Source organism: Alloyangia pacifica (assembly GCF_900116195.1).
Lineage (GTDB): Bacteria > Pseudomonadota > Alphaproteobacteria > Rhodobacterales > Rhodobacteraceae > Salipiger > Salipiger pacificus.
Genome location: NZ_FOZW01000010.1, coordinates 34,468 through 57,173, shown reverse-complemented (window position 1 = coordinate 57,173; position 22,706 = coordinate 34,468). Strand labels below are relative to the sequence as shown.

Annotated in this window: 23 protein-coding genes; 16 read left to right on the top strand and 7 right to left on the bottom strand. The window is 67.4% G+C overall.

What is annotated here, in order from left to right; genetic code table 11:
- Positions 1-87: 87 nt before the first annotated feature.
- The 3 genes from BM397_RS19585 to BM397_RS19575 all read left to right on the top strand — a co-directional run bounded on the left by BM397_RS19585 (position 88) and on the right by BM397_RS19575 (position 2,515).
- Complete coding sequence (locus tag BM397_RS19585) at positions 88-465, top strand: hypothetical protein (RefSeq protein ID WP_245696149.1); 378 nt, start codon at positions 88-90, stop codon at positions 463-465.
- A gap of 287 nt (positions 466-752) precedes the next feature.
- Positions 753-1,634: a LysR family transcriptional regulator gene (locus BM397_RS19580; RefSeq protein ID WP_092427879.1), complete on the top strand. Its 882-nt coding sequence runs from the start codon at positions 753-755 to the stop codon at positions 1,632-1,634.
- Positions 1,634-2,515, top strand: coding sequence for a DMT family transporter (locus BM397_RS19575; RefSeq protein ID WP_092428001.1), 882 nt, complete (start codon positions 1,634-1,636; stop codon positions 2,513-2,515). The genes BM397_RS19580 and BM397_RS19575 overlap by 1 nt, the downstream gene beginning before the upstream one ends.
- Before the next feature lie 51 nt (positions 2,516-2,566).
- Here the strand turns inward: BM397_RS19575 and BM397_RS19570 are convergent, their stop codons facing one another.
- Entirely contained in the window at positions 2,567-2,902 is a 336-nt protein-coding gene (locus BM397_RS19570) for an ArsR/SmtB family transcription factor (protein ID WP_092427881.1), read from the bottom strand.
- Between the two features lie 250 nt (positions 2,903-3,152).
- On the opposite strand from BM397_RS19570, the gene BM397_RS19565 reads away from it, so the two are divergent.
- From BM397_RS19565 to BM397_RS19540, 6 genes are all read left to right on the top strand, one after another.
- Positions 3,153-3,530 (top strand): AtpZ/AtpI family protein, encoded by a 378-nt coding sequence (locus BM397_RS19565; RefSeq protein WP_092428003.1) that lies wholly within the window; start codon positions 3,153-3,155, stop codon positions 3,528-3,530.
- Entirely contained in the window at positions 3,520-4,299 is a 780-nt protein-coding gene (locus tag BM397_RS19560) for a F0F1 ATP synthase subunit A (protein ID WP_092427882.1), read from the top strand. Before BM397_RS19565 ends, BM397_RS19560 begins: the two co-directional genes overlap by 11 nt.
- Positions 4,300-4,357: 58 nt before the next feature.
- On the top strand, positions 4,358-4,594 hold the full coding sequence (locus BM397_RS19555; RefSeq protein WP_092427884.1) for a F0F1 ATP synthase subunit C: 237 nt from the start codon (positions 4,358-4,360) through the stop codon (positions 4,592-4,594).
- An 86-nt stretch (positions 4,595-4,680) separates the two neighbouring features.
- Positions 4,681-5,232 (top strand): F0F1 ATP synthase subunit B', encoded by a 552-nt coding sequence (locus BM397_RS19550; RefSeq protein ID WP_092427886.1) that lies wholly within the window; start codon positions 4,681-4,683, stop codon positions 5,230-5,232.
- A 4-nt stretch (positions 5,233-5,236) separates the two neighbouring features.
- Positions 5,237-5,800: a F0F1 ATP synthase subunit B gene (locus BM397_RS19545; protein WP_092427888.1), complete on the top strand. Its 564-nt coding sequence runs from the start codon at positions 5,237-5,239 to the stop codon at positions 5,798-5,800.
- Positions 5,801-5,996: 196 nt separating this feature from the next.
- A complete protein-coding gene (locus BM397_RS19540) occupies positions 5,997-6,806 on the top strand; it encodes a division plane positioning ATPase MipZ (protein WP_092427890.1) in 810 nt (269 codons plus the stop codon).
- Positions 6,807-6,822: 16 nt separating this feature from the next.
- Here the strand turns inward: BM397_RS19540 and BM397_RS19535 are convergent, their stop codons facing one another.
- Positions 6,823-7,368, bottom strand: a complete 546-nt coding sequence (locus BM397_RS19535) for an HdeD family acid-resistance protein (RefSeq protein ID WP_092427892.1) — start codon at positions 7,366-7,368, stop codon at positions 6,823-6,825.
- Positions 7,369-7,459: 91 nt separating this feature from the next.
- Here BM397_RS19535 and BM397_RS19530 point away from each other — a divergent pair, with 91 nt between their 5' ends.
- Entirely contained in the window at positions 7,460-7,924 is a 465-nt protein-coding gene (locus BM397_RS19530) for a hypothetical protein (protein WP_143015392.1), read from the top strand.
- A 5-nt stretch (positions 7,925-7,929) separates the two neighbouring features.
- Here BM397_RS19530 and BM397_RS19525 read toward each other — a convergent pair whose 3' ends face one another.
- Complete coding sequence (locus tag BM397_RS19525; RefSeq protein ID WP_092427896.1) at positions 7,930-8,382, bottom strand: GNAT family N-acetyltransferase; 453 nt, start codon at positions 8,380-8,382, stop codon at positions 7,930-7,932.
- Positions 8,383-8,574: 192 nt separating this feature from the next.
- Here BM397_RS19525 and smc point away from each other — a divergent pair, with 192 nt between their 5' ends.
- Positions 8,575-12,030 (top strand): chromosome segregation protein SMC, encoded by a 3,456-nt coding sequence (smc, locus tag BM397_RS19520; RefSeq protein WP_092427898.1) that lies wholly within the window; start codon positions 8,575-8,577, stop codon positions 12,028-12,030.
- 140 nt (positions 12,031-12,170) lie between these two features.
- On the opposite strand, the gene BM397_RS19515 is transcribed toward smc, so the two are convergent.
- On the bottom strand, positions 12,171-13,655 hold the full coding sequence (locus BM397_RS19515) for an ABC transporter substrate-binding protein (protein WP_092427900.1): 1,485 nt from the start codon (positions 13,653-13,655) through the stop codon (positions 12,171-12,173).
- Between the two features lie 180 nt (positions 13,656-13,835).
- On the opposite strand from BM397_RS19515, the gene panB reads away from it, so the two are divergent.
- Together panB and panC are read left to right on the top strand one after the other, a co-directional pair.
- The gene (gene panB / locus BM397_RS19510) at positions 13,836-14,669 is read left to right on the top strand and encodes a 3-methyl-2-oxobutanoate hydroxymethyltransferase (RefSeq protein ID WP_092427902.1); all 834 of its coding nucleotides are present in this window, start codon (positions 13,836-13,838) and stop codon (positions 14,667-14,669) included.
- Positions 14,666-15,511, top strand: coding sequence for a pantoate--beta-alanine ligase (panC, locus tag BM397_RS19505; RefSeq protein WP_092427904.1), 846 nt, complete (start codon positions 14,666-14,668; stop codon positions 15,509-15,511). The genes panB and panC overlap by 4 nt, the downstream gene beginning before the upstream one ends.
- 141 nt (positions 15,512-15,652) lie before the next feature.
- On the opposite strand, the gene BM397_RS19500 is transcribed toward panC, so the two are convergent.
- On the bottom strand, positions 15,653-16,942 hold the full coding sequence (locus BM397_RS19500; RefSeq protein WP_092427906.1) for an acetylornithine deacetylase/succinyl-diaminopimelate desuccinylase family protein: 1,290 nt from the start codon (positions 16,940-16,942) through the stop codon (positions 15,653-15,655).
- A gap of 62 nt (positions 16,943-17,004) precedes the next feature.
- Positions 17,005-17,952 (bottom strand): DUF2125 domain-containing protein, encoded by a 948-nt coding sequence (locus BM397_RS19495; RefSeq protein ID WP_092427908.1) that lies wholly within the window; start codon positions 17,950-17,952, stop codon positions 17,005-17,007.
- Positions 17,953-18,018: 66 nt separating this feature from the next.
- Here BM397_RS19495 and BM397_RS19490 point away from each other — a divergent pair, with 66 nt between their 5' ends.
- From BM397_RS19490 to BM397_RS19480, 3 genes are read left to right on the top strand one after another with little or no spacing between them, the layout of a single operon-like run.
- On the top strand, positions 18,019-18,561 hold the full coding sequence (locus tag BM397_RS19490; RefSeq protein WP_092428005.1) for a gamma-glutamylcyclotransferase: 543 nt from the start codon (positions 18,019-18,021) through the stop codon (positions 18,559-18,561).
- A gap of 54 nt (positions 18,562-18,615) precedes the next feature.
- On the top strand, positions 18,616-19,830 hold the full coding sequence (locus tag BM397_RS19485; protein ID WP_092427910.1) for a biopolymer transporter ExbB: 1,215 nt from the start codon (positions 18,616-18,618) through the stop codon (positions 19,828-19,830).
- A gap of 3 nt (positions 19,831-19,833) precedes the next feature.
- A complete protein-coding gene (locus tag BM397_RS19480; RefSeq protein ID WP_092427912.1) occupies positions 19,834-21,735 on the top strand; it encodes a peptidoglycan -binding protein in 1,902 nt (633 codons plus the stop codon).
- A gap of 41 nt (positions 21,736-21,776) precedes the next feature.
- Here BM397_RS19480 and BM397_RS19475 read toward each other — a convergent pair whose 3' ends face one another.
- Positions 21,777-22,670 (bottom strand): M23 family metallopeptidase, encoded by an 894-nt coding sequence (locus BM397_RS19475; RefSeq protein WP_245696150.1) that lies wholly within the window; start codon positions 22,668-22,670, stop codon positions 21,777-21,779.
- Positions 22,671-22,706 lie beyond the last annotated feature (36 nt).

Below are 22,706 nucleotides of genomic sequence, written 5' to 3'. Positions count from 1 at the left end.
AGGCGCGGGGATGCGGGGAACAGCGGGCCCGCGGATGGGCGGAAAACCGGGGGGTAAGGGGGTGGTTGTTTACCTTGGGTAAGGTGGGTGCCCGAAATCTGGCTGAACAAGCTGCAGGAGCCCGCCGATGCAACGAGTTTTAACAATTATTTCTGGCCCGAAAATCGGTTTGACGGTATGAGGGAGACTGAGACGCTCATTTTGATAGGTGCGAATATGAAACTCAAAGAACTCATTGCTTCCGCAGCCGTCATTTCCATGATCGGTGCGTCTGCCGCAATTGCCGGCTCGCCGGCTCCGGTTGTCGAGGAAGATGACCCCTACGCGGTTGTTCCGGCAGCCGTGCCCTCGAGCGGCGCAGCCTTGGGCGTCGCCGCTGGTCTGGCAGCGATCGCGCTCATCGTGGCTGCTTCGGACAACGATGACGACGGCTCGTCGGGCACCGTCGGCACGACTGGCGAATAATATCGCTCTGATATTGCTGCGCAATAGTCGCAGCCAGATCAACGCCCGGTATTTACCGGGCGTTTTTCTTTGTCTCAGCCATTTCTTTTCGACCGGCCCTTTTCGCATTTGTATTTCGGGCCCCGGGCGGTCGCGCCTCGCGGGGCGGCCGCAGCACTCCGCGGGGTCGGGCGGCGGGGTCGCGGCCCGCCTTCTGTGCGACCGCGCGTCGCGGACGCTCCCTTGCATTTCCCCACCGCTTCGCGCTTTCTAGCGCAAACTTGCGAGCTGGTGCACAGGAGAGGCCGATGGACAACTGGGACGAGATTCGCACCGCCTATCACGTGGCGCGGCTGGGAACCGTCAGCGGAGCCGCGGAGGTGCTGGGCGTGCACCATGCCACGGTGATCCGCCACATCGATGCACTCGAGGCCCGGCTGGGGGTGAAGCTGTTTCAGCGTCACGCGCGGGGCTACACGCCGACCGAGGCAGGCAGCGACCTGTCGCGCGTCGCACAATGCACCGACGACCAGTTTCAGCAACTCGTCGGCCGGATCAAGGGCCGCGGCGAGGCGGTGTCGGGCGAGCTGCTCGTCACCTCTCTGGTCAATTTCTCGACCCTGATGATCGGAGCGCTGACCTCTTTCCGTGAAGCCTACCCCGATGTCACCGTGCGCTACCTGACCGGCTCGCGGTTGTTCCGGCTGGAGTACGGCGAGGCGCACGTAGCGCTGCGCGCCGGGGCGGCGCCGCAGGAGCCGGACAACGTGGTGCAGCCCTTCGATCGCCAGTCGGTGGCGCTCTACGCGGCGAAATCCTACGTCGCGCGCAAGGGCACGCCCAAGGGCGTCGCCGATCTGGCCACGCATGATTTCGTCGGCTTCGACGATCTTGAATCGCGCGCGCCCTACAATCGCTGGATGAAGGGCCATGTGCCGCAGGAACGCATCGTCTTCCGCACGTCGGACGACCGGGTGCAGCTGCAGGCGATCCGTGCCGGGGCGGGCATGGGCTTCATGTCGTCGACCGAGGCCGACGCCGATCCCGAACTGGTGCAGGTGTTGCCGCCGCAGGAGGACTGGTCCTCGCCGCTGTGGCTGGTCACCCACGTCGACCTGCACCGCACGCCGAAGGTGCAGGCCTTCCTCAAGCACCTCAAGGCCTATGCCGCCGAGCAGGAGACTGCGTGATCCGGACTGATGCCGGCCGCGGCCATCTCGCGATGCTGGTCTTCTCGGCTGTGGTCGCGGGCTCCTTCTCGCTGGGCGCGATGGCCGCGCCGCATATCGCACCCGCCGCCCTGAACGCCGGGCGGTTCCTTCTGGCGACTACGGTCCTCGGCATTGTCGTGGCGGCGCGTGGTGGCGTGCCCCGGTGGGCGCTCGCGTCTCCCTGGCGCTACCTGCTCATCGGCACCCTGATGGCCATCTACTTTCTGCTGATGTTCGAGGGGCTGAAGACCGCGGAGCCAGTGAGCATGTCGGCGGTCTTCACCTTGACGCCGGTGATGGCGGCGGGCTTCGGCTGGCTGCTGATGCGCCAGCGGATGAGCCGCCGCATCGCGCTGGGGTTGACGATCGGCGCCGCGGGCGCGCTCTGGGTGATCTTCCGCGCCGATCTCGCGGCGCTGCTGCGTTTCGCCCCGGGGCGGGGCGAGATGATCTTCTTCGTCGGCTGCACCGCCCATGCGGTCTACGCGCCGCTGGTGCCGCGGCTGAACCGCGGCGAGCCGGGCCTTGTGTTCACCCTGGGTACCATGGTGGCGGGCACGCTCGTGCTGGTGCTCTGGGGCTGGAGGGACATCCTCGCCACCGACTGGGCAGGGCTGCCGACCATCGTCTGGGTGACCATCCTCTATACCACGGTGGCCGCCACCGCGCTGAGCACCGTGCTGCTGCAGTTCGCAGCGATGCGCCTGCCGAGCGCCAAGGTGATGGCCTATACCTATCTGATCCCCAGCTGGGTGATCTTGTGGGAGCTCGGGCTCGGACGGAGCGCCCCTCCGGCGCTGATCCTCGTCGGCATAGCGATGTCGGTGCTGGCGGTACTGCTGTTGCTGCGGGACGGATAGAGATCAACTCTCTTCGAAGAGAGTTGCAAATTCCTTGGAAGGAATTTGGCCTCAGCCCGCGTCGTCGGGTTTCAGCTCGACCAGCAGGAAGCGCTCGAAGGCGTCGAGGTTGATTGGCTCGAACCGTCCGAAGCCCTGCATCCAGACCGAGGCCTCGCGCAGCGCATCGGGCTCGAGCTTGCACCACTTCACCCGGCCGCGCTTTTCCTGACTGATCAGCCCGGCGGCGGCGAGGATGGCGAGATGCTTGGAGATCGCGGCGAGCGACATCTCGAAGGGCTCGGCGACATCGGTCACCGCCATGTCGTCCTCGAGCAGCATGGCGAGGATGCGCCGCCGCGTGGGGTCGGCCAGGGCGGCGAAGACAGTGTCGAGATCGGGTTGCATGGGCTCATAAGCGCCGGAGCGGGGCAGGCCGTCAAGCCGCGCCGTGGCGGCTGTTTTCCCATACTCAACCCCGGGGTTGAATATGGATCTGCGCCGCTGTTGGCGCTAGCGGGTGGATGCCGCGCCGCAGCTTCGCTTTCTGATGTAGTAAAATCAGATACTTAGGCACCTGTTTCAATCGATCACGGCGGGTTGACTCGAAGCCCCCCTCCGCATAGCAACTCCGGGAACGTCCGAATGGAGCGAAATGGTGGGCGATCCCGATCCGAAGCGGCAACTCGACGCGCTGGAGGCGAAGATCGCGGCGGCCAAGGCTGCCCGGGAGACCCGGAAGTCGCACCAGGAGGAACACTATTCCCAGGCCAATGTCGCCTGGCGGATGGTGACGGAAATGGTGGCCGGTCTCGGGATCGGCTTTGGTATCGGCTACGGCCTGGACACCCTTCTTGGGACCATGCCGTGGTTCATGGTGCTGTTCACATTGCTGGGCCTCGTGGCGGGCATCCGCGTGATGCTGCGGACCGCCGCCGAGATCCAGGCGAAACAAACTTCCGGCTCTGCCGGAGAGGGACAACCCTCCGGCACGTCCGGAGATGACGAGAAGAGGGATCGCGGCGATGGCGACTGAAGCGGCTCACGGTGCTGATATGGCAGAACACGCGGTAGAAGGCGGCCTGTCCTTCCACCCGATGGACCAGTTCATGATCAAACCGCTCTTCGGAGCCGGCGACGTGGGCATGTTCACCATCACCAACGTGACGCTCTGGATGTTCATCTGCATCCTCGCGATCATCGGCGTCATGGTGCTGGGCACCTCGCGCCGCGCGATCATCCCCTCGCGCAGCCAGTCGGTGGCCGAACTCGCCTACGGCTTCATCTACAAGATGATCGAGGACGTGACCGGGAAGGACGGCCTGAAGTACTTCCCGTACATCATGACCCTGTTCATGTTCATCGTCTTCTCGAACTTCCTCGGCCTGATCCCGATGAGCTTCACCACCACCTCGCACATCGCGGTGACCTGGGTTCTGGCTCTGGCGGTGTTCCTCGGCGTGACCATCCTCGGCTTCGTCAAGAACGGCGTGCACTTCCTCGGCCTGTTCTGGGTGACCTCGGCGCCGCTGGCGCTGCGCCCGATCCTCGCCGTGATCGAGATCATTTCCTACTTCGTCCGCCCGGTCAGCCACTCCATCCGTCTTGCTGGCAACGTGATGGCCGGTCACGCCGTGATGAAGGTCTTCGCAGGCTTCGCCGCGCTGGCCGTCGTCTCGCCGGTGTCGATCGTCGCGATCACCGCGATCTACGGCCTCGAAGTTCTGGTGGCCTTCATCCAGGCCTACGTGTTCACCATCCTGACCTGCGTGTACCTCAAGGACGCGCTGCACCCTGCCCACTAAGGGCAGGCCGGTCCGGACAACCTCTATCCATCCAATTCCATCGTAAGGAGAGACTCAAATGGAAGGCGATATCGCAAACCTCGGTCAGTTCATCGGCGCCGGCCTCGCAGGCCTGGGTTCGGGCCTCGCAGCCCTCGGCGTGGGTAACGTTGCTGCAAACTTCCTGGGCGGCGCACTGCGCAACCCGTCGGCAGCTGCATCGCAGACCGCCACCCTCTTCATCGGCATCGCATTCGCAGAAGCACTGGGGATCTTCTCGTTCCTCGTCGCTCTGCTGCTGATGTTCGCCGTCTAATCCTTCGGGACCTTATCCTTACGCGGGGGCGGCACCGTCATTGACGGGCCGCCCCAAGTAGAGACAACGTTCCGACGGAGGACGACATGGCGGTCGAACCCATTCAAGAAGAAATGGCCGGTGTCTGCGTCGACGCCCATGGCTCCGCCATCGGGATGCCGCAGCTTTGCGGCGAGTGGATTCCGAACCAGATCTTCTGGCTCATCATCACTCTGGTGGTGATCTTCTTCGTGCTGTCGCGCATCGCTCTGCCGCGGATCGCATCCGTCCTGGCCGAGCGTCAGGGCACCATCACGAATGACATCTCCGCCGCGGAAGAACTGAAGCGCCAGGCGAAGGACGCGGAAGCGGCCTACGAGAAGGCGCTTGCCGATGCCCGTACCGAGGCACAGGCCATCGCGCAGAAGACCCGCGACGAGATCAAGGCGAAGCTGGACGCCGCAACGGCCGAGGCAGATGCCAAGATCGCCGAGAAATCGGCCGAGTCCGAAAAGGTCCTCGCCGAGATCCGCGCCTCTGCCGTGGAAAGCGTCGAAGCCGTGGCGAAGGACACCGCGGAAGCCATTGTGGCTGCCCTGGGCACCTCTGCCGACAAGGCCGCGATCGACGCGGCCGTGGCCAACCGGATGAAAGGCTGATCCCATGCGCAACCTCATTTCCCTGAGCGCGCTCGGAACCCTGATGGCCAGCCCCGCGCTGGCCGCCTCCGGCCCGTTCTTCTCGCTGCGCAACACCGACTTCGTCGTGCTGCTCGGCTTCCTGCTGTTCCTCGCGGTTCTCGTGTACTTCAAAGTGCCGAAAACCCTGGGCGGCCTGCTCGACAAGCGCGCCGACGGCATCCGCAACGAGCTCGAAGAAGCCCGCGCCCTGCGCGAAGAAGCACAGACCCTGCTGGCCTCCTACGAGCGCAAGCAGCGTGAAGTGCAGGAGCAGGCGGACAAGATCGTGGCCCAGGCCAAGATCGACGCCGAAAGCGCCGCAGATCAGGCCCGCAAGGACCTGGACGTCTCCATCGCACGCCGCATCGCGGCTGCCGAGGAGCAGATCAAGTCCGCCGAGACCTCGGCCGTCAAGGAAGTCCGCGATCGCGCGATTTCCGTGGCTGTCGCCGCTGCCAGCGACGTGATCGCCAAGCAGCTCGGTGCCGACGACAAGGCAAAGCTCGTGGACTCGTCGATCAAGGAGATCGGTGCCAAGCTGCACTGATCCTTGCGAAGCGACACGCTTGCAGAGCCCGGCCCCTGGCCGGGCTTTTGCGTTGCGGAGACGCCATCCGGGACAGCAAACCGCGAAAGCTTGTGCATCAGGGGCTTCTGAAGGCTTTTCCTTGAAGTAGACCCCATATACTGTGTGTCTATCGCCAGCACAGCCAAACATGTGGGCGGAAGTTCGAGGGGACAGCGTGGCACATATCATCGTCGTAGGAAACGAGAAGGGCGGGGCGGGCAAGTCCACCGTCTCGATGCACGTGGCAACTGCCCTGGCCCGCATGGGACACCGCACCGGCACGCTGGACCTCGACCTGCGGCAGCGCTCGGTCGGCCGCTACATCGAGAACCGCCGCGCCTTCTGCGCGCGCGAGGGGCTCGACCTGCCGATCCCCGACTACCTCGACCTGCCCGAGGTCGCACCCGAGGCGCTGGCGCCGGGCGAGAACGCCTTCGATCACCGGCTGTCCAAGGCGGTGGCACAGCTGGAGACCGACTGCGATTTCGTGCTGATCGACTGCCCCGGCTCGCACACCCGCCTGAGCCAGGTGGCGCATTCGCTGGCCGACACGCTGATCACCCCGCTCAACGACAGCTTCATCGACTTCGACCTGCTGGCCCATATCGACACCGATGGCGAGAAGATCCTCGGCCCCTCGGTCTATTCCGAGATGGTGTGGAACGCCCGCCAGCTGCGCGCGCAGGCCGGTCTGCAGCCGATCGACTGGGTGGTGCTGCGCAACCGTCTCGGGGCACAGAACATGGTCAACAAGATGAAGATGGAAAAGGCGCTGACCAAGCTCTCGAAGCGCATCGGTTTCCGCATCGCCCCCGGCTTCAACGAGCGGGTGATCTTCCGAGAGCTGTTCCCGCGCGGGCTGACACTGCTCGATCTCAAGGACATCGGCGTCGGCAACCTCAACATCTCGAACGTGGCGGCGCGACAGGAGCTGCGCGAGCTGGTCTCGGCGCTCGAACTGCCCGGGGTCGAGGTGAACTTCTGACCCTCAGCCACCCGGGCTAGTGGCTGCGCATGTGCAGGGCGATGAGCGTCGCCCCGATGCCTGAGCTGAGCAGGTCGATGCCGAGGAAGATGCCAAGCAGACCCATGGCCGAGCCCGGCAGGGTGGCCATGATCAGCCCGCCCAGCACCACCGAAACGAGCCCGGCAAAGACGAGCCACGCCCATCCCGAACGCTCGCGGATCGAAAACCCGATGGCGATCCGCGCCACACCGAGGGCGAGGAAGAAAGCGGCGATCAGCCAGGTCAGCGAGACCAGCCCGCGTGCCGGGTTGGCCAGCAGGAAGACCCCGAACGCCAGCACGAGCAGACCCAGCACCGCCTCGGCGATACGCGCACCGGTGCTCGCGTGGTCGTTGAAAGCGATCCACAGCTGCAACGCACCGGCGATGACGAAGGCGATGGCTGAGATCGTCAGCACGGTCATCGAGGCGGCAAAAGGGTGCACCAGGGCGCCGATGCCACCAAGGATCAGGATGATCCCAAGGGCGAGCATCCAGCCCCATTTCTTGCCGGGATCGGGGGTAGCGGGACCGTGGGCCATCGGGAAACTCCGTTGAAGGGCGGCGCTTCGGAACGTCGCGCGGGGCAGGGCTCAGGCCAGTCTGCGGCTTGTGCAGCTGGTCTGGCAAGCCATGGAGAGCGATGTTTGCGGAAAATTAATAAATTTTCACAAAGCTTTGCGCATGATTTTGCCAAGCCGCAGGCGTCGTTCCGCGGGAGTTCCCCCGCTGTTCATCGTGGTTCTTGCCTCGGTCTTGCCGGGCTGCGCCGCGCAGGTCGCCGGGCCGGGCTACGGGGGGCTGCCAGCGCTAGAGGCCGAGGTCGAAGGTATGCGATTTATCCTGCGGCTTCGGCCCGACCGGGCCGAGGCGGTGCGTGTCAGCCCGATGTTTCCCCCTAATTTCCGAGAGGTAGCACGCCGCGCGCAGATCGCCGTCGCACGTGAAAGCGGATGCATGCCCGACTGGGTGATCGGCGATCCGGCGATGCTGGAAATCGGTCTGTCCTGCGATGGCAGACCTGCCCCCAAGAAGCCGCGGGGGCGGCACACGGACTGCGATTTCCTCGTGGTCCGGGGCGTGTCACAATGCGGTTGAAGGGTTCAGAGCGTCTTTTCGTAGAACAAGCTGGAGCTGTTCTCGACATAACCACCGAAGGGGCCGCACAGCGCGAAGCCGGCGCTTTCGTAGAGCGCGACCGCCGCGGGCAGCTTGTCGCCGGTCTCCAGCCGAAGCTGCGCGATGCCCTCGTCGCGCGCCACCGTCTCGAGCTGTTCCAGAAGCTTGCGGGCCAGCCCGAGACCGCGCGCCTCCGGGCTGACGAACATCGATTTCACCTCGGCATAGTCGCCGTGGCGGGCGATGGCCGCACAGCCGAGCAGCACACCGTTCTCATCGGCTCCGAAAAGGGTGACCGCCGGGGCGCAAAGCGCGTCGAGATCGAGGTGGTAGTTCTCCTCCGGGGGAAACAGCGCATCCATCAGCGCGTGGCTTTCCAGCAGCAGCGCCTCGGCGCGCGGATCGCGGGGCGAAACTGGACGAATGGTCACCGACATCAAAGCTTTCCTCCGGGCATAGCTTGGGATATTGGCCGGGTCTGCGCCACGGTCAACCCGGAAAGACGGCGCGGCCCTCCGCAATATCTTGTGGACAATTGGCAAGCGCCTGCCACATCCGGTGCAAAGCGTTTGACTTGGGTCCCCGCGGAACGGCAAATTCGGGGGTAACTTCGGAATCAGGACACTCCATTGCAGTTCACACGGCTTCGACTGACGGGCTTCAAGAGCTTCGTCGACCCGACCGATCTGGTCATCGCGGACGGGCTGACCGGCGTCGTGGGTCCGAACGGCTGTGGCAAGTCGAACCTGCTCGAGGCGTTGCGCTGGGTGATGGGGGAAAACCGCGCCAAGGCGATGCGCGGCGCCGGCATGGAAGACGTGATCTTCGCCGGGGCGCATTCCCGCCCCGCCCGCAATTTCGCCGAGGTGGCGCTGACCATCGACAACGGCGACCGGCTCGCCCCGGCCGGCTTCAACGATCAGGACCAGCTGGAGATCGTCCGCCGCATCACCCGCGACGTCGGCTCCGCCTACAAGGTGAACGCCAAGGACGTGCGGGCGCGCGACGTGCAGATGCTGTTTGCCGACGCCTCCACCGGCGCGCATTCTCCGGCGCTGGTGCGGCAAGGCCAGATTTCCGAGCTGATCAACGCCAAGCCGAAGAACCGCCGCCGCATCCTCGAAGAGGCGGCCGGCATCTCCGGACTCTACCAGCGTCGCCACGAGGCGGAGCTGAAGCTGAACAACACCGAGGCCAACCTGCTGCGCGTCGACGACGTGATCGAGCAACTGGCGGCGCAACTGGGGCAGCTCGACCGGCAGGCGCGGCAAGCGGCGCGCTATCGCGCCATCGGCACCGATCTGCGACAGGCCGAGGGTCTGCTGCTCTACCGCCGCTGGATGGAGGCCGAGGAGGCCCGGCAGGCGGCCGAGACGGTGCTGCGCGGCCGTGTCACCGCCGCCGCGCAGGCCGAGAGCGCCGCCCGCGCCGCCGAGCGCGCGCGCGCCGAGCGCGACGAGGCGCTGCCGCCATTGCGCGAGGAAGAGGCCATCGCCGCCGCCATCCTGCAGCGCCTCGCCGTGCAGCGCGACGCGCTGGCCGAGCAGGAAGCGCGCGCTCAGGACACCATCGAGACGCTGACGCGGCGGATCGAGCAGATCGCCCATGACATCGAGCGCGAGGGCGCGCTGAACCGCGACGCGGGCGAGACCATCGCCCAGCTCGAATGGGAGGCGCGGGAGCTTGCCAAGGCCGCCGAAGGCCACGACGAGCGGCTGGCGGATGCCGCCGATGCCGCTTCCGAGGCTTCGGCGGTGTTGCAGGACCGCGAGGCGGCGCTGACGCAGCAGACCGAGGACGTGGCGCGTCTGGCGGCGCGTCACCAGTCGGCGCAGCGCTATCTTGCTGACCTGCGCAAGGCCCTTGTCCGCCACGAGGACGAGGCGGGCAAGGCGCGCGATGCCGCCACCGGCGCGCGCGGCAAGCTGGCCGAGGCGACCGGTGCCATGGAAGACGCGCAGGCACGCGCCGAGGCGGCGCAGGCCATGGCCGCCCGTGCCGAGGAGCTGCTGGCGCAGGCCGACGAGGCGCGCACCGACTGCCAGTCGCGCGAGGCCGAGGCCCGCGCTGAACGCTCCGAGGCCGAGGGCGAGCTGAGCGCGCTCAGCGCAGAGGTCGGCGCGCTGTCGCGGCTTCTGGATCGCGACACCGCCGAGGGCGGGCAGATCCTCGACCGGCTGCAGGTCGCGCAGGGTTTCGAGAAGGCGCTCGGCGCGGCGCTGGCCGACGATCTGCGCGTGCCCGAGGTCGGGGCGGACGAGGCCTCCGGCTGGGTCGAGTTGCCGCGCTACGAGAGCCAGCAGCTGCTGCCGGAAGGGGCTGAGCCGCTGTCGCAGCATGTCACCGTGCCCGGCGTGCTGATGCGCCGGATGAGCCAGGTCGGCCTTGTCGACCGGACGCAGGGGCGCCGCCTCCAGTCCCGGCTGAAGCCCGGCCAGCGTCTGGTCAGCCGCGAGGGCGATCTCTGGCGCTGGGACGGCTTCCGCGCCGGGGCCGAGGACGCGCCCTCGGCTGCCGCGCTGCGGCTGGAACAGCTCAATCGGCTCGAGGTGCTGAAACAGGACATGGCCCGCACCGAGGCGCAGGCCGAGGCCGCGCGCCTCGCCCATGACGCGCTGGTGGCGCGGCTCGCCGACCTCACCCGCGCCGACAAGGTGGCGCGCGAGACCCGGCGCGAGGCCGACCGCGAGGTCAACGAGGCCATGCGCGCGGTCAACCGCGCCGAGAGCGATCGAAGCATGGCCGAGAGCCGGCTGGAGAGCCTCGGGCTGGCGGTGAGCCGGCACGAGGGCGAGGCCGAGGCAGCGCGCAAACAGGTGATCGAGGCCGAGCGGGCGATGTCCGAACTGGGCGACCTCGAAAGCGCCCGGGCGCTGGCCGAGGACGTGCGGATGACCGTCGAGGCGGCGCGTATGACCATGATGACCCGCCGCTCGGCGCATGACGAGCTGCGCCGCGAGGGCGAGGCGCGCAAGGGTCGGCAGCAGAACGTGACCAAGGAGCTCTCGGGCTGGCGCCACCGGCTCGACACCGCCGAGAAGCGCAGCGCCGAGCTGACCGAGCGCAAGGCAGGCCACGAACGCGAGCTGGCCGAGGCCCACGCCGTGCCGGACGAGCTGGCGGGCAAGCGCGACGAGCTGGCCCGCTCGATGGAGGAGGCCGAGGAGCGCCGAGCCGCCGCCTCGGACATGCTGTCGGCCGCCGAGAGCGCAATGCGCGCCGCCATTGCCGCCGAGCGCGACGCGGAACGCGCCGCCTCCGAGGCGCGCGAGGCCCGTGCCGGCGCCGAGGCCCGGGTCGAAGCCGCACGAGAGACCGTCACTGCCGCCGCCGAGCGCATCGAGGAAGAGCAGGAGACCACCCCCGAGAAGCTGCTGGCGCGGCTCGACATGGCGCCCTCGGACATGCCCGGCTCCGAGGAGATCGAGGCCGATGTAAACCGGCTCAAGCGCCAGCGCGACGCGCTCGGCGCGGTGAACCTGCGCGCCGAGGAGGACGCCCGCGAGGTGCGCAGCGAGCACGACACGCTGGTGCAGGAAAAGACCGACCTCGAGGAAGCCGTGCGCACGCTGCGCTCGGGCATCTCCTCGCTGAACCGCGAGGGGCGCGAGCGGCTGCTCACCGCCTTCGAGCAGGTCAACGCCAACTTCAGCACGCTCTTCACCCACCTCTTCAACGGCGGTGAGGCCAACCTCGTGATGGTCGAGAGCGACGATCCGCTCGAGGCCGGGCTCGAGATCATGTGTCAGCCGCCGGGCAAGAAGCTGTCGACGCTGTCGCTGCTCTCGGGCGGCGAGCAGACGCTGACCGCCCTGGCGCTGATCTTCGCGGTGTTCCTGGCCAACCCGGCACCGATCTGCGTGCTCGACGAGGTCGACGCGCCGCTTGACGACGCCAATGTCACGCGCTTCTGCGACCTGCTCGACGAGATGTGCCGCCGCACCGAGACGCGCTTCCTGATCATCACCCACCACGCGGTGACGATGAGCCGGATGGACCGGCTCTTCGGAGTGACGATGCAGGAGCAGGGCGTCAGCCAGCTGGTCTCGGTCGATCTCAAGAAAGCGGAACGGCTGGTCGCCTGACCGATCGCCGCGCGTACGGCACGGGCCGGCTTGCCTTAGGCGGGGATATTCTGGCCTGGACCAAGCCGCGCGCGGGCATCCCTTCGCCTAAATGGAAATATCCCGGGGGTCCGGGGGCAGCGCCCCCGGCCTCGGCGGCCTCACTCCTTCCAGGAGACGGCGGTGAGGTCGGTCGCCTGGGTCGGCTGGTTCTTCCAGAGCCCCTGCAGTTTGGCATCCGCCACGGTCGGGAAGGCGAGCTGGAAAAGGAAGGCGTTGACGTGATCCTCGGCGATCATGGTCTGCGCCTGCTTCAGCATCTCGGAGCGCGCCGCCGGGTCGGTGGTGGCGGTGAGCTTTTCCATCAAGTCCTGGAACGCCGGATTGTCATACTGGAAGTAGTAATCGGGCCGGGCGTAGATGTTGATGTCCATCGGCTCGGTATGGCTGACGATCGTCAGGCCGAAGTCCTTGCCGCGGAACACCTCCTCGAGCCATTGCGCCCATTCGAGGTTGGTGATTTCAGTCTGGATCCCGACCTCGCGCAACTGCGCCGCGATGATCTCGCCGCCGCGGCGGGCGTAGGAGGGCGGCGGCAGCTTCAGCGTGGTGGTGAAGCCGTCGGGATAGCCCGCGTCGGCGAGCAGGGTTTTGGCCTTCTCGGGATCGTAGTCCGACAGGTCGGTCAGATCGACGTAATCGGGATTGTGCGGCGCGAAATGCGTGCCGATTGGCGTGCCGAGGCCGAACATCGCGCCATCGATGATCGCCTGCCGGTCGATGGCATGGGCGACCGCCTCGCGCACCAGCGGATCGTCGAAGGGTTCGAGCCCGTTGTTCATCGCCAGGATGGTTTCGCCCTCGGTCGAGCCGTCCAGCACCTGGAAGCGCGGATCGGCCTCGAACTGCGGCAGGTTCTCCGGTGCCGGGAAGCCGGCATAGGCGTCGATGTCCTGCGCCATCATCGCGGCAAAGGCCGCGGTCGGGTCCGAGATGAAGCGGAAGGTGGCTTTGCTCAGCGCCGGGGCCTCGCCCCAGTAGTCCGGGTTGCGCGTCAGGCTGATGCTGTCGCCTTGCGTCCAACTGGTGAAGCTGAAGGGGCCGGTGCCGACCGGCTGCGACTTGATGGTCTCGATGCTCTCGGGCGCGACGATCACCGCGTCTCCCCAGGCCATGTTGAAGAGGAACGCCCCGTCGGGTGCCTTGAGCGTAACCTGTACTGTCAGCGGATCGATCACCGTGACCTCGTCGATACCGGTGAAAAGCGCCTTCTGGGCGTTCTGGCTATCCTCGGCGCGGGCACGGTCGAGGCTGAATTTCACGTCCTCGGCGTCCATCGTGGTGCCGTCGTGGAAGGTGACCCCCTCCTGCAGGTGGAAGGTGTAGCTGGTGCCGTCCTCGGAAATATCCCAATTCTGCGCGAGGCCGGGGTGGATCGAGCCGTCTTCGGCGAATTTCGTCAGCCCTTCGAAGACGTTGGCATAGAGCACCGAGTCGATGGCCCCGGCCGCGGCGGAGGTCGGGTCGAGATGCGGCGGCTCCAGTTGCAGCGCGATGATCAGGTCATCCTGCTGGGCCATGGCAGCGGCGGAGCCGAGCAGCAGCGCGGCGAGCGAGAGGCTGAAACGGGTCATCGGTCGGGTCATCGGGAAGGCAACTCCTGTGTCGGCGCCGGCAGGCGGATCTGCGGCCAAGACTGCGCGCAAATTCCCCGTTTGTGCAAGCGGCGACACGGTTTGCAGGCTGGATCGGAGCCGCCGGGCCTGTTAAACGGCGCCAGCCCGGGGGAGGATCGGACCGGGCGCCGGGATCGAGAGGAGACATCGATGAGCGCCACGGCCCGCAAGAGCGCCCCGCTGCCCGAGGATATTCGCGCCCGCAAGGGCGGCGTGCCGCTGGTCAGCCTCACGGCCTATACCACGCCGATGGCGCAGGCGATGGACGCCCATTGCGATGTCGTTCTGGTCGGGGATTCCGTCGGCATGGTGCTGCACGGGCTGCCCTCGACGCTGGGCGTCACGCTGGAGATGATGATCCTGCACGGAAGGGCGGTGAAGCGCGGGCTTTCGAAGGCGATGATGGTCGTCGACATGCCTTTCGGCAGCTACGAGGAAAGCCCGCAGCAGGCCTTTCGCAATGCCGCGCGGGTCATGGCAGAGACCGGGGCCGCCGCCGTGAAGCTCGAGGGGGGCGTAACCATGCAGGAGACCATCCGCTTCCTCGTGCAGCGCGGCATCCCGGTGATGGGCCACGTCGGCCTCACACCGCAGTCGATCAACACGCTGGGCGGCTACAAGGTGCAGGGGCGCGGCGCCGCGGCCGATGCGCTGATCGCCGATGCGCGTGCGGTCTCGGAGGCCGGGGCCTTTGCAGTGGTGCTGGAAAAGGTTCCGGCGGCGCTGGCCGACCGGGTCACCGCCGATCTGCCGATCCCGACCATCGGCATCGGCGCCTCGGCAGGCTGCGACGGGCAGATCCTCGTGGTCGACGACATGCTTGGCGCCTTCACCGCCTTCAAGCCGAAATTCGTGAAACGCTATGCGGCGCTCGGCCATCAGGCCGAGGCGGCGATCGAGGAATACGCGGCCGAGGTGCGCGCCCGGGAATTCCCGGGCGAAGAGCACCTCTTTGCCGAAGAGGCTCCGGAGAAGAAGACATGACCCCTCCCATCCTGCGAACGAAGGCGGCGTTGCGCGATGCCGTGCTGGGCTGGAAACGCGCCGGTGAGACCATTGGCGTGGTGCCCACCATGGGCGCGCTGCACGCGGGGCACCTGAGCCTTGTCGAGGCGGCCAAGGCCGACTGCGACCGGGTGATCGTGACGATCTTCGTGAACCCCAAGCAGTTCAACAATGCCTCCGATCTCGAGAACTACCCGCGCACCGAGGAGGCGGATGCCGAGAAGCTCGCGCCCTTTGGCGTGGATGCCATCTACGCGCCCGGACCTGGCGAGATTTATCCCGAAGGCTTTGCCACGGCGGTCACCGTCACGGGGCTCACGGATGGGCTCTGCGGCTCGCACCGGCCAGGGCATTTCGACGGGGTGACCACGGTCTGTGCCAAGCTCTTCCTGCAGACTCTCGCCGATCGCGCCTATTTCGGTGAAAAGGACTACCAGCAGCTGCAGGTGGTCACCCGCATGGCGCGCGATCTCGACCTGCTCACCGAGGTCATCGGCTGCCCGACGGTGCGCGAGCCGGACGGGCTGGCCCTGTCCTCGCGCAACGTACTGCTGCCGCCCGAGACCCGCGCGGCCGCACCCGCGCTGAACCGGGTGATGCGGCAGCTTGCCGAGCGGCTTGCCGAGGGCGAGAGCCTCGGGCCGGTGCGCTTCCAGGCCGAGGCGGCGCTGCGCGAGGCGGGGTTTTCCGAGGTCGAATACATCGAGCTGCGCAGCGCGGACGGGCTCGAAACGCTGGAGCATCCCACGCGGCCCGCGCGGCTGCTCGCCGCGGCCTGGCTGGGCGGGGTGCGGCTGATCGACAATATCGCGGTGGGTTGAGGCCGGCGCAGGGTGGGGGATCTGCCCCCGGACCCCGGGATATTTGGGCCTAGACGAAGGGATGGCCGCGCGCGGCGTGTCTAGATGAATATATCCGCGCCGGAGGCAGGCCTGACCTGCCCGCCCGAACGGGACACGGGCTCAGCGCAGCAGCAGGCGCTCGAGGCTGCGAGCCATGACGCGGGCGCTGTCGAGCATGTCGGTGACGCCGATCCACTCGTCGGGCTTGTGCGCCAGCTCCAGCACGCCCGGTCCGTAGGCGATGCAGTTCTTCAGCTTGCCGATGCGGTCGATGTGCTTCTGGTCGTAGCTGCCGGGCGAGGCGACGTAAGTGGGGTCCTGCCCCAAGACCTCGCGGATGGCCTCGGCGACTGTGGTGACTACCGGGGCCGACTTCTCGGTCATCGAGGGGATGACGCGGTTGAGTTCCCGTATTTCGTAATCGAAATTCGGGCGACGGGATTTCAGGTCTTCCAGGAGGCCCACGACTTCCTCCTGCACACCCTCCACCGTCTCTTCGATCAGGAAGCGACGGTCGATCACGATGCGACAGCTGTCGGGCACGCAATGGGCCGGGAGGCCCTCGTGCTCCTCGGCCTGGCCGCCATGGATCGAGTTGATGTTCATCGTCGAGTTGCGCGCGCCCTCGGGGACCACCGGCATTTCGGTGACACGGGCCGCCATGGCGGGAAAGAGCCGCTCTTCGAAGGTGTCGAGCACGGCGCCCATGTGGCGGATCGCGCAATCGCCGAGGAAGGGCATGGAGCCGTGGGCGATCTCGCCCTTGGTCTCGATCTCGGCCCACCAGCCGCCGCGGTGACCGAGGCAGATGCGGTGCTTGTCGAGCGGCTCGGGGATGATCACGTGCTGCACGCGCTCGGGGGTGAACCAGCCCTCTTTGGCAAGATGGGCAACCCCGCCGTAGCCGCCGGATTCCTCGTCCGCCGTGGCGCTGATCTCCACCGCGCCGGCGAAATCCGGGTGCTCTTCGAGGAAGGCCTCGGCGGCGATGATCGAGGCGGCGAGCCCGCCCTTCATGTCGCAGGTACCACGGCCGTAGATGCGGTCGCCCTCGAGCGCGCCACCGAAGGGATTGCGGGTCCAGCCGGCACCCACCTCCACCACGTCGTGATGCGAGTTGAAATGCACGCAGTCACCGGGACGGGGGCCCTCGCGGCGGGCGACGATGTTCCAGCGCGGGTAGCGGTCACTGTCGCCGGGGGCACCGGTCGCGCGTACCAGCGTGCAGGTGAAGCCGCGCGCCGAAAGGCGGCGTTCGAGGTAGTCGCAGATGTCGCGGTAGTATTGCCCCGGCGGGTTCAGCGTCGGGATGCGGACGAGGTCCTGCGTCAGCGCGATCAGATCGTCGCGCTTGCCTGCGATACGATCTTCGATGCGGGCGTCCGTGCGGGGGGCGAGTGCGTCTGTCATGTCCGCACTCTTCCCGGCTTTGCCGCGCCGCGCAAGCGTGGCGGCGCGGGGAAGGCGTCAGGTCAGGGGAAGCGCAGTCGCGGCGCCTCTCCAAGGGGGATCGGACCGAGGCGCGCGATGCCCCGGTCGAGGGTCAGCGGCAGATCGAGCGTGTCGCGGTTGCCAGAGAGACCGGCAACGAGACCCAGCCCGTCCTCGAGGGCCTTCGCCATGCCCTCGGGCAGCTGGCCGCTCTGCCGGGCAAGGTCGATCATCTCGCGCCAGTTTACCGCCTTCACCGTCACCTGCCCGTCGAGCTTGCCGTCATCGTCCACGTCGACATCGCCGGCCACCTTCAGCTGCAGGTCGTCGACCTTGTACTCGGCGAGGCGCAGATCGACGCGCAGCGGCTGTGGATGCGGGCCTGCCTGTCGGCCGACGCGCAGCGGCAGGTCGGTGTCGAAGCCCGCGTCGAGCCGGATGGCATCGGCCACGCGCCCGCCAGAGCCGGCGATGGCGTCGGCGCCGACCGCGATGCGGTAGCTGGTGTCCTGACCCTCGTCGCGGGTGAGCGCGGCGGTCAGACCCGCGAGCGCCGCGGTGGTGGCGCCGGTGAGGTTGAGCGTCTGGCTCTCGAAATTGGCGCGCACCACGATGTCGCCCTCATGGACGAAGCTGGCCCGCATCCCGTCCGAGGCGACCTGGGTTTCGCCAAGCTCGGTGGTCAGGGTCATCTGCGGCGGGAAGGCGAGGATCTCATGCCCGAAGTTGTAGACCAGCCGGTAGATGTCGACGAAGGGGGCCTCCCAGCGCAGGCCCTCGGGGCTTTCCAGTACCAGCCCGCTCAGCCGCGCGTCGACGCGGTTGGGAAAGCCCTGGAACGAGAGGTCCTCGTAGCTGGCGGTCCAGCCCTCGGCGCGGCGCGCCTCGATCCAGCCATCGATCGCCTTGCGTTCGAAATGCACCGAAACGAACCAGAACCCGGACCAGGCCAACGCGGCCACGATCACGGCAGTCAACAGCTTCTTCACCTTACGCCCCCTTTTCTGACGGACAGGATTGGTGTTTACAGCCCACATGCGGAAAGGACCAGAATGATGGCGCTTTGGGTCTTCGGCTACGGCTCACTTCTTTGGAATCCCGGCTTTCCCGTGGCGGAGAGCGCCCATGCGACGCTGCCCGGCTATCGCCGCTCGTTCTGCATGCGCTCGATCCATCATCGCGGCACGCCCGAGGCGCCGGGGCTGGTGCTGGCACTGGACGCCGAGCACGCCGCCTCCTGCGAGGGGCTGGCGCTGCGCGCGCAGCCGGGCACCGAAGGGCCGACGCTGGCCTACCTGCGTGAGCGCGAGCTCGTCTCGGCGGCCTACTACGAGGCCACGCTGCCGCTGGTGCTGCAGGATGGCCGCGAGGTCGAGGCGGTGACCTACATCATCGATCCGGACCACGTGCAGTATTGCGGCGGGCTCGACCTCGAAGAGCAGGCGCGGATCATCGCGCAGGCCATTGGCGGACGCGGGCCGAACAGCGAGTATCTCTACAACACTGCCTCCCACCTCGAACATCTGGGGATTCCTGATGCCGAGCTGCACTGGTTGGCGGACCGCGTGCGGGGGCTGACCGATAACGGCTTGGCTTGATTGGGGCGACGGCTTACGCTGCCCCGCAGAATAAAGGTAATCCAGGTGCCCCAAATGGACCGACGCGACCTCGAGGCAGAGGCCCATTTCAGCCAACCGATCCGCCAGATCCTGCTGATGCTGGCGGTGCTCGGGCTATGCGGTGCCGGGGCGGTGCTGGTGCTGCCGCGCGTTCTGCCGGTGTTCCAGTCGAACCCCTATCTCAACGGATTCATCCTCTTCGTCTTCGTGCTCGGGGTGCTGGCCTGTTTCCTGCAGGTGGCGCAGCTGATCACCTCGGTGCGCTGGATCGAGGGCTTTGCCTCGGGTCGCGACGCCGGCGCGCGCGCGCCGCGCCTGCTGGCGCCGCTGGCGGCGCTGCTTCGCCGGCACGACAAGCGGCTGCAAATCACCACCACCTCGACCCGTTCGATCCTCGACTCCGTCGCGACCCGTATCGACGAGGCGCGTGAGATCACCCGCTACATCGTCTCGCTGCTGATTTTCCTCGGTCTGCTGGGCACCTTCTACGGGCTTGCCACGACGGTGCCGGCGCTGGTCGACACGATCCGCAGCCTCGTGCCGGAAGAGGGCGAGAGCGGGGTACAGACCTTCTCGCGGCTGATGAGCGGTCTCGAAGGGCAGCTGGGCGGCATGGGCGTGGCCTTTGCCTCGTCGCTGCTGGGCCTTGCCGGGTCTCTGATCGTCGGCCTGCTGGAGCTCTTCGCCGGCCACGGCCAGAACCGCTTCTACCGTGAACTGGAGGAATGGCTCAGCTCGATCACCAAGCTCAGCTTCTCCTCGGGGGAGGGCGAGGGCAGCGGTGACGAGGCGCTGATCGGCATGGTGCTCGACCAGATGACCGAGCAGATGGAGCGGATGAGCGCGCTCTATGCCGAGAGCGAGCAGGGCCGCATGGAAATCGAGGGGCGGCTCGGCCAGCTCGCCGATTCCATCGAGCGGATGACCGAGCGGCTGGAAGCCACTGCGCCGTCGAACAATTCGCTGGCGAGGATCGCTGAAGGCCAGGAGCGGCTGATCGAGGTGCTGGAAAGCCGCGAGAGCGCCGAGGGGCTGGATGCCGAGAGCCGGATGCGCCTGCGCTCGATCGACGTGCAGATGCTGCGGCTGCTGGAAGAGGTGGCCGCCGGCCGGCAGGAAAGCATGGCCGAGCTGCGCACCGATCTTGCCACGCTGACCCGCGTGCTTGGTCAGATCGCCCGCCCGCAGCCGCCGCAGGTGCGCGCAGTGCGCCCCGGGCCGGCGCGCTCCGGCGGATCCGAGGGCTAATCCATGGCTCTGTCCCGCCGCACCGGAGCCCGTCTTCAGGCCAATATCTGGCCCGGTTTCGTCGATGCGATGACGGGCCTGCTGCTGGTGCTGATGTTCGTGCTCACCATCTTCATGGTGATCCAGTTCGTGCTGCGCGAGACGATTACCGGTCAGGAGACCGAGCTCAACAGCCTCTCGGGCGAATTGGCGGCGCTGGCGCAGGCGCTGGGGGTGCAGGAGCGCGAGAACACCGCGCTGACCAACCAGCTGGGGGAACTGGAGGCGACGCTTTCGGACAATGCCACGCAGATGGCCGAGCAGCAGTCGATCATCACCGCGCTCACCGCGCAGCGCGACGAGCAGCAGGGGCGCATCGCGTCGTTCGAGGAACAGGTCGCCTCGCTGATCGCGCAGCGTGACGGGGCACAGCAGACGATCACCGAGCTGACCGCCGAGAAAAACGAGCTGACCTCGGACCGGGACGCCCTGCAGACCGCGCTGGCCTCTGCCCGCACCGAGATGGACGATCAGGCCGAGGCGGCCCGGCTCGCCGCCGCGCAGCGCGAGGCCATGGAGGCGCTGATCGCCGACCTTCGGTCGAAGAATTCCGAGCAGGAGGTGCAGCTGGGCGGGCTCTCTGCGCAGGTCGACGCGCTGGAGCAGGATCTGACCGACGAGGAACAGCGCCGGCTGGCCGAGTCCGAAGCTGCCGCCGCGCTGCGCAAGCGTCTCGAGGGCGCGCAGGCCGAGCTGACAGCCATGACGCTGTCGCTGGAACAGCAGCGCAAGCAGGCCGAGGATACGCTGACCCTGCTCGCCGCCGCGCGCGAGGGGGAGTCGGAGCTGAACGCCCGGCTGGCCGCGGCGCTGGCCGCCGACAACAGCAACGAGTTGGAGGCACGGATCGTCGCGCTTGAGAGCGAGCTGACAGAGGCCCAGCAGAGCGGCGACACCGCGCAGGGCCAACTCGCCAGCCTGCGCAGCGATCTGGCCACGGCGCGGGCCGAACGCGATGCCGCGCAGGTCAAGCTGGCCGAGGCGCTGGCGGCGCAGAGCGACGTGCAGCTCGACGCCCGGCAGGTGCGCGATCGGCTGGCCGCGGCGCTGGCCGCCAAGGCCGAGGCCGAGGCCAAGCTGGCCGAGGGGCTGAGCGACGACGAGCGCCAACAGGCGCTTCTGGCGCAGGCGCGCAAGGAGCTGGAGGCCAGCGACGACCGCGCCAGCGCTGCGCAAAAGCAATCCGAGCTGCTCAACCAGCAGGTCGCGGCGCTGCGCACGCAGCTGTCGCAGCTGCAGGGGCTGCTCGACGACAGCCGCGAAAAGGACGCCGAGGCACAGGTGCAAATCCAGAATCTTGGGTCGGACCTCAACGCCGCGCTGGCCCGTGTCGCCGCCGAAGAACGCAAGCGCCGGCAACTCGAGGAGGCCGAGCGCAAGCGGCTCGAGGCGCAGGCGCAGGATCTCGAACGCTACCGCTCCGAGTTCTTCGGCCGCCTGCGCGAGGTGATCGGCCAGCAGGAGGGCGTGCGCATCGAGGGAGACCGCTTCGTCTTCTCCTCCGAGGTGCTCTTCCCGCCGGGGGGCGCGACGCTTTCCGCGGTCGGCGAGGGTGAAATCTCCAAAGTCGCCGGGCTGATCCGGACCATCGCGCAGGACATTCCGCCGGGGATCAACTGGATCCTGCGGGTCGACGGGCACACCGACGACACGCCGCTGCGCCCGGGCGCGCCTTTTGCCGACAACTGGGAACTCAGCCAGGCGCGGGCGCTCTCGGTGGTGCGCTACATGGTCGACAACGAGGGCATCCCGCCGCAGCGGCTCGCAGCCAACGGCTTCGGGGAATTCCAGCCGATCAACCCTGCGGACACCGAGGCCGCGCGGGCTCAGAACCGCCGCATCGAGCTGAAGCTGACCGAGAAGTGAGGCTTGTGAAATAGGACCCGCGTCGGGCTCGCGGCGCGGGATCAGTGAACGGTGACGTCGGCGAAGCGATGCGCGATTACGATCCCGTCGCGGGTCAGAAGTACCTCGCCAACATAGTCGCCCGCGGGCCAACCGCCTGGCGGGGGCTTGCGCCCGAAGGCCTGCACCAGGCTCACCTGTGGCTGTTCCAGGACGATTTCCTTGCGAAAGACCTCGCCGTCCGGGCCTCGTCCGGAGACGGTTAGCAGGTCTCCGGTCTCGCCATAGGCAACATGGGCGTAAACGACGAGCGCCGCGTTTCGCTCGGCACGCGTCACCCGCGCCGCGCCGCTGCGCACCGCGTCGAGGGAGGGGATCGACGTCGAGAAGCCCGCCGTCATCAGCCCGGTCCGGTAGTAGGTCGGCGGCTCTGCCCAGAGCGTCTCCTGCTCGGTGCCGCAGGCAGCGCCTGCATCGGGGGCGAAAGGGTCGACGATCTTTCCGTCTTTCATCACCGCCAGATGCAGGTGGGGGTGATTGGTCTGGCCCGAGAGGCCGACGAGGCCGAGCTGCGTTCCTGCCTCGACGTCCATTCCGGGTGTGATCACGTCGGCCACGGAGCCTTCGCGCATGTGGCAATACAGGGTCTGCCAGCCCCCGCCATGATCTACGAGCACGGCGTTGCCGCAGGCGTTCTGCTCGGTGACGCCGGTCATGTTTGGATCATCCGCCATGCCGTCGCGGGCGCGCAGAATGCGGCCCGGGGCCGCGGCGCGGACCGCGACCCCTTCGGCGATCCGGTCGAAGTCGAGCAGGGCGATATCCGTGCCCTTGTGCCCATCGCGCGAGTTGAAGGCGCAGGCGAAATCCTTCTGCGCGCCGGGGGCGGGCTCGTGATCGACGTAATCCTCGATGAAGCAGTCTTCGCCAAGCGTGCAGTCAAGGGGCAGGCCCAAACGAAAACTCTCCGCCGCGACGGGCGCGGCGGAGAG